8 protein-coding genes are annotated in these 15,400 nt (G+C 38.0%); all 8 read left to right on the forward strand.

Going from position 1 to position 15,400, the window contains the following annotated elements:
• The first annotated feature begins 41 nt into the window (after nt 1–41).
• The 8 genes from BWI92_RS17900 to BWI92_RS17935 all read left to right on the forward strand — a co-directional run bounded on the left by BWI92_RS17900 (nt 42) and on the right by BWI92_RS17935 (nt 15,387).
• Nucleotides 42–2,447, forward strand: coding sequence for a glutaminase family protein (locus BWI92_RS17900; RefSeq protein ID WP_095165245.1), 2,406 nt, complete (start codon nt 42–44; stop codon nt 2,445–2,447).
• 209 nt (nt 2,448–2,656) lie between these two features.
• A complete protein-coding gene (locus BWI92_RS17905; protein WP_141234827.1) occupies nt 2,657–4,177 on the forward strand; it encodes a two-component regulator propeller domain-containing protein in 1,521 nt (506 codons plus the stop codon).
• A 104-nt stretch (nt 4,178–4,281) separates the two neighbouring features.
• Nucleotides 4,282–5,274: a triple tyrosine motif-containing protein gene (locus BWI92_RS17910; protein ID WP_095165004.1), complete on the forward strand. Its 993-nt coding sequence runs from the start codon at nt 4,282–4,284 to the stop codon at nt 5,272–5,274.
• On the forward strand, nt 5,268–6,611 hold the full coding sequence (locus tag BWI92_RS17915; RefSeq protein WP_095165007.1) for a response regulator: 1,344 nt from the start codon (nt 5,268–5,270) through the stop codon (nt 6,609–6,611). The genes BWI92_RS17910 and BWI92_RS17915 overlap by 7 nt, the downstream gene beginning before the upstream one ends.
• A gap of 522 nt (nt 6,612–7,133) precedes the next feature.
• Nucleotides 7,134–10,349: a TonB-dependent receptor gene (locus tag BWI92_RS17920; protein WP_095165009.1), complete on the forward strand. Its 3,216-nt coding sequence runs from the start codon at nt 7,134–7,136 to the stop codon at nt 10,347–10,349.
• Between the two features lie 18 nt (nt 10,350–10,367).
• The gene (locus tag BWI92_RS17925) at nt 10,368–12,257 is read left to right on the forward strand and encodes a RagB/SusD family nutrient uptake outer membrane protein (protein ID WP_095165012.1); all 1,890 of its coding nucleotides are present in this window, start codon (nt 10,368–10,370) and stop codon (nt 12,255–12,257) included.
• A gap of 19 nt (nt 12,258–12,276) precedes the next feature.
• A complete protein-coding gene (locus BWI92_RS17930) occupies nt 12,277–12,975 on the forward strand; it encodes a DUF3823 domain-containing protein (protein ID WP_095165014.1) in 699 nt (232 codons plus the stop codon).
• An 861-nt stretch (nt 12,976–13,836) separates the two neighbouring features.
• Nucleotides 13,837–15,387 (forward strand): replication initiation protein, encoded by a 1,551-nt coding sequence (locus BWI92_RS17935; RefSeq protein WP_095165016.1) that lies wholly within the window; start codon nt 13,837–13,839, stop codon nt 15,385–15,387.
• Nucleotides 15,388–15,400: the final 13 nt, after the last annotated feature.

Below are 15,400 nucleotides of genomic sequence, written 5' to 3' on the forward strand. Positions count from 1 at the left end.
TTTCTCGCCCAATTCTCTATATCATGAATCAATTTTATCACATGAAAAAATCAATTGTTGCACTTCTGAGCCTTTTCAGCATTTCAACGCAAGCTCAACAGTTGCGTCCACCCGCTGTTCCATTGATTGCCAATGACCCTTATTTTAGCATTTGGTCAGTTTCTGACAAAGCTAATGAGTCGGTAACAAGACACTGGACTGGCAAAAATCACTCTCTTCAAGGTATTGTCGAAGTTGATGGCAAAGCTTTTCAATTTCTCGGAATGCCAAAAATCAATTACAAAACCTATGCAAGTACAGCCGCAGAAAAAGTATATCAAGCTAAGTACACTTTGGATACACCTGCTGCTGGTTGGGAAAAAGAATCATTTGACGACAACTCATGGAAAATAGGCACTGCTCCTTTTGGTGATGGTGCGGGTAGTAATCCCATGCGTCCAAATACCGATTGGAAAACCAAAAAAATCTGGTATCGTCGTGCAGTAGAACTTCCTGCAAAATTCAATGCGGAGAAATTGAGACTACAAGTAAGTAATGACGACGATGTTCAAATTTATATCAACGGCGTTTTAGCCTATGAGTGTGGACCTTGCTATATTGCTGGATATGAACAATATAAACTTTCTCCTGCAGCACAAAAAGCTATTAAGCCTGGCAAAAATATTATTGCAGTACACTGTATTAATCCAATTGGTGGTGGTTTTGTTGATGTCGGTATTCAGGAAGAATTACCCCCTGCAACACCAGTAACAGCGGCAACTCAAACGAGTGTTCAAGTAAAAGCTACTAACACGATTTATACATTTGATGCTAATGGTGTACAGGTAAAAGCGACTTTTACTTCTCCCCTATTGATGGACGAATTAGAAGTTTTGGCTCGTCCTGCTTCCTATATCACTTTCGAAACAAGTTCTAAAGATGGTCGTTCTCACAAAGTAAAAGTGAAAATGGATGTTTCGGCAGACTTAGCTGTGAATATGCCTTCTCAGGAAGTAGCAACAAAGGTATTACCAAATACCACTGGTGGATTAAAATTGATGTCGGCTGGTTCGGTTGAGCAAAAAATCCTAGGAAAACGTGGTGATGATCTTCGTATCGACTGGGGATATGCGTACGTAGCAGCAAAAAATGCTACTTTTACCACAGGAACTCCTCAAGAAAGAGTGTTGAAAAGTACCTTTGATTTTGGTACGGTTGGTCAAACTTCAAAATCTAATCACTTGATTTTGGCATATGATGATATTTACGCAGTTCAATATTTTGGTAAAAACTTGCGTGCTTGGTGGCGTAGAGATGCTTCGATGACAGCAGAAAAAATGTTGGATGAAGCTGAAAAAGATTATACAAGATTAATGGCAAAAACTGCGGCTTTTGATCAACAATTGTATCAAGATGCCCAAAAAGCAGGTGGTAAAGAATACGCTGATTTATGTGAATTAGCTTATCGTCAAGCTATTGCGGCACATAAAACTGTTGACCGTGGTGATGGTACCTTGTTGTTTTTCTCAAAAGAAAACTTTTCAAATGGTTCTATTGGTACAGTTGACGTAACTTATCCTTCAGCGCCGATGTTCTTGTTGTACAACAATACGTTAATGAAAGGTTTGTTAGAGTTTATTTTCGAATATTCTGAATCTGGAAAATGGGCAAAACCATTCGCAGCACACGATGTAGGTACATATCCATTGGCAAATGGTCAGACTTATGGCGAAGATATGCCAGTAGAAGAATGTGGCAACATGATTATCTTGGCAGCAGCTACTTGTTTGAAAGATGGCAATGGCGATTATGCTAAAAAACACTGGTCAACGCTTTCGACTTGGGTAAAATACTTGGAAGAATATGGTTTTGACCCGGCCAACCAATTGTGTACTGACGATTTTGCTGGTCACTTGGCTCGCAATATCAACTTGTCTGCCAAAGCAATCATGGGTATTGCATCGTATGCAAAAATGGCGGAACTCGTGGGCGACAAAGCTACTGCAAACAAATATCAAGCAATGGCAAAAGAGATGGCAAGCAAATGGCAAACGATGGCCGAAGATGGCGATCACTATGCTTTGACTTTCGACAAAAAAGGTACTTGGTCTCAAAAATACAACTTGGTTTGGGATGAGCTTTTGGGCTTAAATGTATTTCCAAAATCAGTAATGCAAAAAGAAATTAAGTATTACTTGAACAAACAAGAGAAATATGGATTGCCTTTGGATTCAAGAAAAACATACACTAAGTCTGACTGGATTATGTGGACAGCAACAATGACCGATTCGCAACAAGATTTCCAAGCGTTGATTCACCCAATTTGGAAATTTGCTAACGAAACAACCTCAAGAGTTCCATTGTCTGACTGGCACGAAACAACCAACGCTAAACAAGTGGGCTTCCAAGCTCGCTCGGTAGTGGGAGGATATTTTATCAAAATGCTAGAGGGAAAACTCAATAAATAAAATGAAAACGCTGTGGCTATTAGGTCTGCTGACAAATAGCCACAGTTTTCGAACAAAAGAACAGTAAATTTGGGATTTTAAATTGTTCATTTTTGTTCATTTTTTATTCAAATCTTCTCAAAATAGTCTCTACACTTAAATTAAGTATATTTACAATTTTCTGCATCTAGGAATTAAATTTATCTTTACAGGACAAAAAACACAGTAAATTGAAACTTAATCTTACAATAGTATTATTTGTTTTATGGTGCCAGCAATTAGTGGCTCAGTCTTTCAGCTTTCGTCATTATGAAGTAGAAGATAATCTTTCTTACAACTCGGTAATGTGTAGCATGCAAGACAAAAAAGGCTTCATGTGGTTTGGTACCAAAGACGGGCTCAATCGTTTTGACGGATACTCTTTTAAGGTTTTTAGAAAAATAGAAAACAATCCCAAAAGTTTAGGGAATAATACGGTTTTTGCGGTTTGTGAGGGAGACGAACATACTATTTGGGTAGGAACTTACTCTGGAATTTATCAGTATAATACCATTACCGAACAATTTAGTGTGTTACCCGACACTAAGGAACACTTTATCCGAACCATCAAAATAGACGATGAAGGAAAGGTATGGTTTATTAAAGATTACACCTTACACATTTATAATACTAAAACACAAAAAACTGAAAAATTAGATACAGGAAAAGAAAGAATAGATGTTACCTCTTTTATCCTGAATAAACAACAGGTTTGGCTAGCTACCACAGATGGTAATTTGTGGGAGTATAATATGCTCAGCAAATCGCTGAAAAAGTACAATATGTTTGAGAAATCTGCACCTGCTATTTCTCATTGGATAGACAAAATTTACGATACTCAGCAAAATGCAATTCTGATTGGTACCTCAAGTCAAGGGGTCAAATTATTTAATACCAAGACGAAGACTTATGAAGATATATTGACTTACAATTCCAATAAAACTACCATTTATGTACGCGATTTTATGCATCGCACAGAAGATGAATACTGGATTGCTACCGAATCGGGGCTATATGTTTATTACTTACAATCTCGAAAATATATCAACTTAAAACATGAATATAGTAATCCATACTCCATATCGGACAATGCGCTGTACACGCTTTCAAAAGACCGAGAAGGTGGAATTTGGATTGGAACATACTTTGGTGGTATCAATTATGTGCCTACTCAACACGTAGCATTTGAAAAATACTTTAACCAAGGAGCTAATAATAGTATTACGGGAAATGCCGTAAGAGAAATTTGCGAGGACAAATTTGGTAACCTCTGGATAGGGACTGAAGACAACGGATTGAACAGACTCAACCTCAAAACTCGTCAGTTTACCCATTTCAAACCAGACGGAAAACCCAACAGTCTTTCGCACTCAAATATCCACGGACTATTAACAGTTGGAGATAAACTGTGGGTCGGTGCATTTGAGTCAGGCTTAGATATTTTGGATATACCTTCTGGAAAAGTAGTAAAGCACTTTGTAGCAGGAAACGGGCCAAGAAGTTTGAAGAGTAATTTTGTGGAAACACTTTACCGCACAAAGTCAAATATGATTTTGGTTGCCACCTCTAACGGGCTGTTTCGTTTTCATGAAAAACACAAGATTTTACGCCTCTTTGCGATCGAACTACCTACGGGCATTTTATTACAGTCACCGAAGACAAAGAAGGGAATATTTGGGCAGGCACTACGCGCGAGGGATTACGCTGTATAGATTTTAAACATAATCGCGTAATCAATTTTCGTTCAAGCGAAAAAGATACAACCTCGATCAGTTGTAATGCCATCAATGGTATTTTTATCGACCATGCCAACCGCATGTGGGTTACTACCGAAAACGGATTGAATTTACTGGATAGAAAAACAGGAAAATTCAGAAGATTTGGAACAAAAGATGGTTTTCCGAGCGATGTTTTTTACAAAATCTTGGAAGACCAACATCATAAACTTTGGATAAGTACCTCAAAAGGCTTGTGTGCGTATGATTTTGAACGCAATAAGCTAGCTACTTATACCAAATCAAATGGAATTTTGAGCGACCAGTTTAACTATAGCTCCGCCTTCAAAGATGATGAAGGACGAATGTACTTTGGAAGTGTAAAGGGTCTAAATAGTTTTACACCTGATACTTTTATGCAAAATGCTTTTGTACCCCCAGTATATCTGACGGGTATCCAAGTAGACAATCAAGAGTTGAAGATTGGGGAAGAGAACTCTCCGCTCGAACGCTCAATTTCCTCTACCAAAAGCATCAATTTAGACCATACACAATCCACATTTAGTTTAGACTTTGCTGCCCTAAGCTATACCTCACCACAAACCACCGAGTATATGTACATGCTCGAAGGCTTAGACAAAGGCTGGAATTTATTAAAAACTAACCGCAAGGTATATTTCACAAAACTTGCTCCTGGCTCCTATACTTTTAAAGTGAAAGCATCTAATGGCAGTGGCATTTGGAGTGAAGAAACGGCCATGCTCGAAATAGAGGTAAGTCCTCCTTTTTGGGCAAGCGGAATTGCGTATATCCTTTACAGTGTAATAATTTTACTGGCCGTGTACTTTGGTGTACAGATGTACCATGAGTATATCAATCAACAGAATCAACGGAAAATTGATATGTTGGAAATTGAGAAGGAGAAAGAGATATATGCTGCTAAAATTGAGTTTTTCACCAATGTAACCCACGAAATCAGAACTCCTTTGACGTTGATCAAAGCACCTCTGGAGGACTTGTTGAAAAAGAACATTGAGAATAATGCCTTGGCCTCAGGCTTACAGGTGATTGAAAAAATACAGATAGATTGTTAGAGTTAACGAATCAACTTTTGGATTTTCGCAAAACAGAGGCTAATGGTTTTAGTTTGAATTTTGTAAAAATGAATATTAGTCAATTTTTACAAGAACGCTTCGAGGAGTTTTATCCCATGGCAACATTCAAACAAATTAGCTTTGAGTTACAACTTCCCAATGAAGATTTTTGGGCATCTGTCGACCGTGAGGCATTTCAAAAAATTATTAGTAACCTTATTGACAATGCCGTCAAATACGCTGAACATAAGGCGATTGTAAAATTATCTTCAATAGACGATAGTCGTTTTTCGATTGAAGTTCAAAATGATGGCGTACTTATTCCAGAAGATTATCGTCAGCGAATTTTTGAGCCATTTTATCGAATGAATAATGTAAAAAATCAGCGAGGCACAGGAATCGGTTTGGCACTTGCTCGTTCTTTAGCAGAGCTTCATGAAGGAACATTGAAAGTGGTTGATTCAAAAAGTAGGAATATTTTTCTTCTCGAACTACCAATTCATCATGCCTATGAATTTGATATTAGGAAAGATATTGTTTCGCTAAACGCTGAAAATATTGCTCAAAAAATAGCCCACGACGAGCGTCCAACCATACTTTTGGTGGAAGACAACTATGAAATTGCCCAATTCATTGGCGAAAAGCTTGAAGAAAATTACCATATCCTACGTGCCAATAATGGAAAAGTGGCATTGGATATCATTGAGTCTGAGTCTGTTCAGCTAGTATTATCAGATGTTATGATGCCAGTCATGGATGGTTTTGAACTTTGTAAACACCTGAAAAGCAATCAACAGTATTCGCATATCCCTGTAATTTTGTTGACAGCAAAAAATACACTTCAGGCAAAAATAGTAGGGCTTGAACTTGGTGCAGATGCCTATATCGAGAAACCTCTTTCTTTGGATTATTTACTCATGCAAATATCTAACTTACTGATTAACAGAACTAAGGTTAAAGATTATTTTGCTAATTCGCCACTGGTGCATCTCAAAAATATGGTACATAGCAAATCAGAGGAAGCATTTTTGGAGAAAATTACAGAAATTATTTTGCAGAATCTCAACAACAATCAACTGGACGTAGATTTACTAGCTGAAACCATGAATATGAGTCGCCCAACGCTTTACAGAAAAATTAAAGCCGTAGCAAATCTCTCTCCCAACGAGTTGATTATTGTGACAAGACTCAAAAAAGCAGCAGAGCTATTAGTTCAAAGTGATTATAAAATACAAACTATTGCAAGCATGACAGGTTTTAATTCGCAAGCACAATTTGGAAGAAGCTTTTTAAAACAATTTGGCATAAGACCATCCGAATATGCCAAGAAAAAATAGTGTACACTGGAGTTCGAGGTGTTAATGTAAAATAAAATTGCATTAACACGCTATAAGCCGTAGGCATTAGGCAAAAATATATGCATGATAGTGAGAAATACTTGTGCTTTAGGCTTTTTGGTATCGGCTTTCGGCGATGGGCTTTGGAAAAAAACATGTTAAAACTCTTTGCCTTGTGCCTGCTGCCTAGTTCCTAAACACATAAACTAAATCTCACTTTACACTATTAATTAATGAAAATTACCTTTAAAAATAATTCCTTAAACTCTGAGGTTATAGAGTATAAACCTACTAAGTCGAGAGAAATTTACTATTGCCCCAATATCTCCCCTAATCAAAGCAAGAATTTCTCTTAACTATCTGAAAAAACTATGATAAAATAACGTGTATTTCAATCTCAAAAAAGTCAAGGATGCTTGTCCCATCCCTGACTGGTCGTTTGTTCATACTCAACTGATTGGCGTCAGTTGTGGATTTTTATTGCTCGATAACTAAAACAATACGAACAAATCTTTCAAATTTATGAATCAATCTAGACTATTACTATCACCATGGATGAAAAAATCTGTGGTACAAATCCCCGTGGCCTGTTTGCTGCTCAACTTGATTGGCGTCAAGGATGTTACAGCAAAGACAACTGCGGGATTTTTAACCAGTAATTCAAGTAATGTCAGTAGCCTTATCGCCGATCAGACAGTAAAGGGAAAGGTTATTGATGAAAAAGGCGAGCCTATCGCTGGAGTAAACATTTTGGTGAAAGGAACACCTAACAAAGGAGCAAGTACCAATGCTTCGGGGGAGTTTACCATTAACGTAAGTAATCCAAATGCTACCTTAATTTTTTCTTCTATTGGCTTCGTTAGTCAAGAAGTAGCCATCAACAATCGCACATTTCTCGAAGTAAAACTTTTGGGAGATGTAAAAAGTCTTGATGAAGTCGTGGTAGTTGGTTATGGTACCCAAAAGAAAGAATCTTTAACAGGTGCTATCTCTGTTGTGACCTCTAAAGATATAGAAAAAGTACACGGTGGATCAACAGTAAGTTCGGGTTTGGCAGGTAAAATTCCAGGGGTAACTTTCCGTATGGCTGACGGTCGTCCAGGTGCGAGTGCCAACATCCAAATTCGTAATATGGGTGACCCTCTTTACGTAATCGATGGTATTCAACAAGATGCGGGTCAGTTTAACAACATTGCTCCCAACGACATCGAAAGTATCTCTGTATTGAAGGATGCTTCTGCGGCAATTTACGGGGTGCGTGCTGCCAACGGGGTTGTAGTGGTAACGACCAAAAGAGGAAAAGCTGGTGCTAAAAATACCATTAATGTAGATACTTACACAGGATGGCAAAACTGGTCGAGATTCCCGAGTGTAGTGAATGATTCTTACCAATGGTGGTTAGGAAAAGTAGATGCTGATGTAAACCAATTTTTTACAACAGCTATGACAAAAACTGAACTTGAAAAATATAAGGTTGGAACAGAATATGGTTACCAAACTTTCAACTGGAAAGACTTTATTATTCAAGGAAATGCTCCTCTCAATTCGTTGAATATCAGTGCAACTGGTGGTTCAGACAAAATTACGTATTACTTGTCTGCTACTCGTTTAGCTCAAAGTTCGGTATTGGGTCGTGAGTTTACTTTCCAAAGAAGCAACATCCAAAGTAACGTAGATGCGCAAATCTCTAATCGTTTGAAAATAGGCGTACAAATCAATGGTCGTATCGAAACTCGTGATCAACCGGGTATCCCTGGGGCAGATGATTACTGGTTACCAAGATTTGCCATCTTACGAAACCGTCCTTTCGAACGTCCTTATGCAAATGACAATCCTGAGTATTTGAACGATATCAAGCACAATGAAACTAACTGGGCTTATAACAACAAAAAACTAGGAGGCTATTGGCGTGAAGACTGGCGTGTAATGCAAGCCAATTTTACAGGGGAATACCAAATTCCGGGAGTGAAAGGTCTGACAGCCAGAGGAATGTACTCTTACTACATTGCTGACCGTGTGATGAATGGGCACGAATATACCTACCAAGCATATACTTATAACCCAGCAGATAATACTTACAAAGTAACAGGAGGTAGTACAAACCCTTGGCGTGAAAGAGGTACTCGTAAAATCATGCGTAATATCTATCAAGGTCAATTAAGTTACAATAATACATTCGGAAAGCATAATGTAGGTGGTGTATTTGTTACAGAACGTCAGGAACAAAGATACCAAGACCAATGGGTTCACTCCGTACCAAAAACAAACGTATTGCCATTAGTGTATTTCACAACCATGGATACCTATAACGATACAGACAACGAGGAAGCTAGAATCGGTTATATCGGTCGTTTCAACTACAACTTTGCTAACAAATATTATATTGAAGTTTCTGCTCGTCGCGATGCCTCTTGGAAATTTACTCCAGACAAACGTGTAGGCGTATTCCCTTCTGCTTCAATTGGTTGGAGAATCACAGATGAGCCATTCATGAAAAACATTTTAGGTTCAAAAAGTATTTTGGATGACCTAAAATTCAGAGCTTCTTACGGGGTATTGGGTGACGATAACATCGGTATTGGTGCTTATGATTACTTAACTGGTTATAATTACAACGCAGGAACAGTTATTTTGAGTGGTACGCCAGTGGTTACTAGCCGTGATAAGGGTCAGCCAATTACAAACATTTCTTGGTTTAAAAGTAAGGTTACAGACATTGGTGCCGACTTCTCTTTGTTAGGTACAAAATTGACAGGTAGCGTAGATTATTTCCATCGTTTAAGAACTGGCTTGAGAGGTCGTAAATATGACATCTTAGTACCAAGTGAATTAGGTTATAGCCTTCCTGACGAAAACGTAAACAGCGATGCACAATCTGGTGGTGAAATTGCCCTTCAATACAACAATAAAAAAGGAGATTTTACCTACAGCATCGGTGGAAACCTTTCTTATGCTCGTAGCAAAACCGTTGAAACGTACAAACCAATCTTCAACAACTCTTGGGATAACTACCGAAACTCAATCGAGAATCGCTACACAGGGATTTTCTGGGGTTATGAAACCATTGGACAGTTTAAAACAATGGACGAAATCAATGCGTATCCTGTAAACATCGATGGTCAAGGAAACCGTACACTTCTCCCAGGTGATTTAATCTATAAAGACTCTAACGGAGATGGTAAAATAGACCAATATGATGTTCGCCCAATTGGCTATACAACTTCAGGTCAACCAACGGTTAACTTTGGTTTTAATGTATCAGTAGGTTGGAAAGGCTTCTCGTTAACAGCTGACTTCTCAGGAGGTAGCATGTACTCTTGGAACCAAAACTGGGAACAAAGATGGGCTTACCAAAACGATGGTGCTTTAAACTCCCTTTTGACAGACAGATGGCATCGTGCTGATCCGTTCAATATCAATAGCGAATGGATTCCGGGTCGCTTCCCTGCACTCAGATACAATAACGGCGGCCATAGCAACTACAACCGTAACTCTACATTCTGGTTACAAAACGTAACATACTTACGTGCCCGTACCTTAGAATTAGGTTATCAGTTACCAAAATCAATCCTAGATAAAGTCAAAGTTCAAAGAGCACGTGTGTATATCAACGCCTATAACATGTTCTCTTTCGACAACCTCAAAGAGTATGGTGTTGACCCAGAAATTGCAGATGACAATGGTTTGCAATATCCTCAAAGCAAGTTTGTTAACATCGGTCTTAACCTTTCTATCTAATTAATTTTGAATCCGAAAATGAAAAAAACGATATATAGTATTCTTTTGGCAAGTCTTGGAATTTGTTGGTCGTGTAATGATGATGCCTTCCTTGACAGAAAACCAACCAATATTTTAACAGAACAACAAGTATGGTCTAGTCCAGACCAAGCCTTGTCAGTTTTGGGTGATTTATATAACAGATACGCAGACCTTGGTACTGTAAAAAACTGGACAGCTATCTCTGACTTCAACGAAGCATTTTGGTCTGAAGCAGGACAGTATGGAAACTTCCAAAACACAGGTTGGGACTATGGCGCTTGGGGAGCTTGGGATTACGGTTATATCCGTGACTTAAATCTCTTTATTCAAAAATGTAATAATGCTACATCCTTAGACGCTGCTTCAAAAGATCGCTTTTTGGCAGAAGCCAGATTTTTAAGAGCTTCTTATTACTTTGAATTAGTCAAAAGAATGGGCGGGGTGCCGTTAATTCTTGAACCTCTTACTTATGACTTTAGTGGCGACCCAACGTATTTGCGTAATCCTCGTGCTAAAGAATCGGAAGTGTATGATTTTATCTTGAAAGAATCCGATGATATCAAAGATAAACTTCCATCAAGTACTTCGGAAAAATCAAGAGCAACCAAAGGTGCCGTATTAGCTATGGCTTCTCGTGCCGCGCTTTACGCTGCGTCAATTGCCCGTTATGGGGTCAATACGCCAGTGGTAACGCTTCCAGGTGGTGAGGTTGGTATACCAAGTACTTTAGCAACAGGATATTACAACAAAGCGCTTGGTTATGCGCAAGATTTGATTTCAGGAAAAGCGGGAGCTTATGCCTTGTACAACAAGAAACCAGATTTGTCAGAGAACTTTGCTTCTATTTTTTATGATAAAGCAAACAACCCAGAGGTGATTTTTGTAGAAGATTTCAAATTACAGTCTGGTAAAACTCACAACTTTACTGTCGTAAATCAACCTCGTTATGGTGCAGAGGAAGAAGAAGGTGGACGTATTAACCCTTCTTTAAACTTTGTTCAAGCATTCGAAAAATTAGATAACTCCTTTGCTCCGCTTCCTACAACTTCGAGCAATGGCACACCTATTTACTATTCAAATGTAAGCGATATTTTTGCTGACCGTGATGCTCGCTTGGCAGGTACCGTGATTCTTCCAGGAAGTAAATTCAAAGGTAGATCAGTGGATATTTGGGCTGGCTTTCAGTTGGCAGATGGCTCTATCATTAGTGGTACAGACCGCGGTGCTCAAAAAGTATTACCGGGCAAAACGCTAGCTGAACAAGTTGTAGGATTTGACGGTCCTATCGATGGCTTTGAATTTACGGCTCAAACAGGTTTTTATCTACGAAAATATCTCGATCCATCAGTAGGTTCGGGTCAACGTGGGGTTCAATCTGAAGTTTGGTTTGTTCGCTATCGTTTCGGAGAAGTATTACTCAATGCGGCAGAAGCTGCCTTCGAGTTAGGTCAAAAAGATTTGTCTGCGCAATATATGAATTCGCTTCGTGCTCGTGCTGGCTTGACCAAGGCGCTTACAGGCAATGACATTAACTTCGACCGTATTGCTCACGAACGTCGTGTCGAGTTAGCATTCGAAGGTCATACACTTTACGATATGAAACGCTGGAGAATTGCTCACCTTATTCAAGACGGTAACAGCATCTCTCCTACCGAGTTAAATACAGAGCTTGATAAAGCGACTAAACGCAATACCCAGCCGTACTCACTTTGGCCGTATCGCATTTATGCGCCAAACACCGCTAATCACGATAAATGGATTTTCAAGGTTGTGAAATTGACACGTGTAACTGGCGCTGACCGCTTCTTAATGGGTAATTACTATTCAAGAATTGGCGACGATATTATCAGTAACAACCCTAAAATTGTGAGAAACCCAAATCAATAGACATTCAATTTTATTCAATATGAAAATTTTAAAATACTTCGTTGTGCTTGCCGGACTACTTTTGGTTGCCTGTTCAAAGGATAACTACGTAGCACCATCAATTACACTCAAAGGACGCATCGTGTACGGAGGCGAACCTTTAAATCTCGAATATAGTCAAGTGGGTATGCAACTTTGGGAACCAGGTTGGGGAAAATTAGCACCTATTGATGTAACAGTTTCGCAAGAAGGTACATTTTCTTCTTTGTTGTTTGCTGGAAAGTATAAATTGATTATTCCTAAAGGTCAAGGTCCATTCATGACCAAAGCCCAACAAGGCAGTTCATCGGATACTTTGTATGTTGATTTGAAGGATAATCAAAATATCGACATCGAGGTAACGCCTTATTATTTGGTTCGTAATGCCAAATTCGCTAACGAAGCTGGAGTAATCTCTTCTACCTTCGACCTCAGTAAGGTTATAACGGACGCTAACGCCAAAAATATTGAGCGTGTGAGTCTTTATATCAACAAGACACAGTTCGTGGCTGGTAGCACAAATATCGCAGCCACAAACCTATCTGGCGCTAATGTGACTAATCTAACAGGTATCAAAATGTCTGTTAACGTTCCAACCATTAATCCAGATCAAAATTATGTGTACGCTCGAGTGGGCTTAAAGATTTCTGGAGTTGAGGATATGATCTTCTCTCCTATCCAAAAAATTCAGTACAAGTAGTTAGGGTTGTACGAAGGATTTCCAATAATTTCGGATTGGGGATTTCGGAAATAAAGTAAAATACCTTTATTTTTTACAAAACATAAAAGATTACACTTCCGAAATCCAACATCCGATATCCGAAATAGACGGTTTTAGAATCCTACGTACACTCCTGATTGCAGAAGTATTACCTCCAGTTCTCAATATTTCCGCAATCAGCAATCCAAAATCTACAATTAGTCACAAAAAATAGCCTCATTTTTCTGGAATAATCCGGAAAATGAGGCTATTTTTTGTGATTTTACCATAACTAATTTCACGGAATTTTACATAAAAACTTCGTTTTTGAAAGATTAAAGCACTTTTTACCTATAACCAAAATCACGATTTAGTATAACCAATTTCACGGAACGAGTTTTTTATTTAACATAAACGGGACAGCTACCTTTCATATTCACACTGATTTTTTATTTATCTAAGAAATCAAAGAAGGACTATTTTTTTTAGAGTCGATTAAAAAAATAAACAAAAACTTTTAAAAAAAACAGCAACATCTTCTTTTGTTGTTTTTATTCTTTTTTATTCTTTTTTATGTTTAAGGGCTCTGTATCTATTTGATTTACAGTTTATTGTAGAGTTAACTATAACCAAAATCACGACAACTATAACCATTTTCACGATTAACTATAACTATAATCACGATTAACTATAACCATTTTCACGGGTAACTATAACCATTTTCACGATTAACTATAACTATAACTTGACGGAGTTATAGTTATAGTTAATTCTTTGTATATTTGTTATAGAAAATGCTCATTACTAGTAGTCACAGGTATTTTTTATAATTCTCTGTTGATTAAAACTCTGAACTGATTAATGACAAAGAAACGAACTATAGCGTTACGTAAAAAGCAGGATTATCAAGATCGTTATATCATCCGAATGCAAGGTGGTAAAGCAGGGCTTGTGGAAGCTACCTCCAAAATGGACATCCATGAGTTTCGTGTATTTATGGCCATGCTCACGATGGTATTGCCCGACGATGATGATTTTGCGGAATACGAAATTCGTACACAAGACATTATCAAGCTGTATTCGTTGAGTGATGATGGTCGATACTACGAGGCTATTCGTGATGCAGCGGAGCGACTTTTTAATAAGCGCTTTGTGATTTATGAAAAAAAAGAAGATGGCGAGATATACAAAACGACCATTCACCTAATAGACGAGACGAGTGAACCTGTCAAGAAAAGTGAGAAGAACCGTATTCGTTTAAAATTTAATCCTAAGCTAAAGCCCTATTTGTTGGAGCTTCAAAGAGAGTATCTGACTATCGATATTCGAAATATTGCAAACGTCCAAAGTCCCACATCTGTAAAAATGTACTTGATATTGAAGCATCAATTTAATTTGGGAAATCGTCGGGCACGATATTCGGTAGCACGTCTGCGAGAGATTTTAGCGATTCAAGATAATGAATATCCTATGTACGGAAATTTCAAGCAGAAGATTTTACAAAAGACAATCAATGACTTTGAGAAATATACAGATTTAGTCGTAACACAATTGGAGGAAGAAAAAGTAGGTCGTGCTGTGGATGCTGTTATCTTTCATCTGGAAGAAAAGAAAGCGCCGAAGCAACTGGAACAGATTTCTAAAAAACTTACCAGACAAGTCATCAAATCTACGAATGGAAGTATTGTTGTAGCCTCAAGAACACAGGATTTTATTGAAGAAATCAGTCCAAGTGAAGTAATTGAGTCCACTCTCATTCAATCAGAGGAAGGTGTTAGTACATTAGATCAGCTGTACGAGAACGTCAGACGCTTCAGAATCGCTAAAAATACCCTTAAAAAGTGGCTTGACGCTTACTCTGAAGAACAAGTAAAGCGTTCGATTGATTATGTAATTGCTAAAATAGATAAGGGGGAAAAAATAAAAAGTGTAGGAGGCTATATCTTTAATCGTATCAAAGATGCTGATTGGGGTAATGAAGAAGTGCCAAAAGAAGTAAAACCCAAAGGCTCCTCTCCTATCGAGATTCAAAAAGCAAACCAGCTGCAAAATGAATTGGAGAAACTGAAAGTTGACTTACAAAAAGAATATTTTCAAGAGCGTTTGGGACTAGTTCAAACCTTAGTGCAGGATGAACAATCTTTGATTGCGCAGTTGATGATACAGCTTAAAAATGACAATGCCAACGAGAGCCCTAATATTTTGGCTGAGCTTGCCCAAGCTAATTATCAGTTGTATCCTAATTTGGATAATGTTCAAGAATTTCTCGTAAACTTTGATAAAGGAGGAATATTTCAAGGATATATGTTTGAGAAAGTAGAGAAATTATATCCTACAAAATTTGCCAGAATAAGAGAGGAATTTCAGGCAAAGGCTTTAGCAAATGGACTTAATGCCAATACATTTTTTTAATATTTTTCGGTCT

Source organism: Flectobacillus sp. BAB-3569 (genome assembly GCF_002270355.1).
In the GTDB taxonomy this organism is placed as follows: Bacteria; Bacteroidota; Bacteroidia; order Cytophagales; family Spirosomataceae; genus Flectobacillus; species Flectobacillus roseus.

Excerpts from the sequence above, each read along its gene's own strand:
- BWI92_RS17900 (WP_095165245.1), top strand. The coding sequence starts at position 42 with ATGAAAAAATCAATTGTTGCACTTCTGAGCCTTTTCAGCATTTCAACG.
- BWI92_RS17910 (WP_095165004.1), top strand. The coding sequence starts at position 4,282 with ATGTGGGTTACTACCGAAAACGGATTGAATTTACTGGATAGAAAAACA.
- BWI92_RS17920 (WP_095165009.1), top strand. The coding sequence starts at position 7,134 with ATGAATCAATCTAGACTATTACTATCACCATGGATGAAAAAATCTGTG.
- BWI92_RS17925 (WP_095165012.1), top strand. The coding sequence starts at position 10,368 with ATGAAAAAAACGATATATAGTATTCTTTTGGCAAGTCTTGGAATTTGT.
- BWI92_RS17930 (WP_095165014.1), top strand. The coding sequence starts at position 12,277 with ATGAAAATTTTAAAATACTTCGTTGTGCTTGCCGGACTACTTTTGGTT.
- BWI92_RS17935 (WP_095165016.1), top strand. The coding sequence starts at position 13,837 with ATGACAAAGAAACGAACTATAGCGTTACGTAAAAAGCAGGATTATCAA.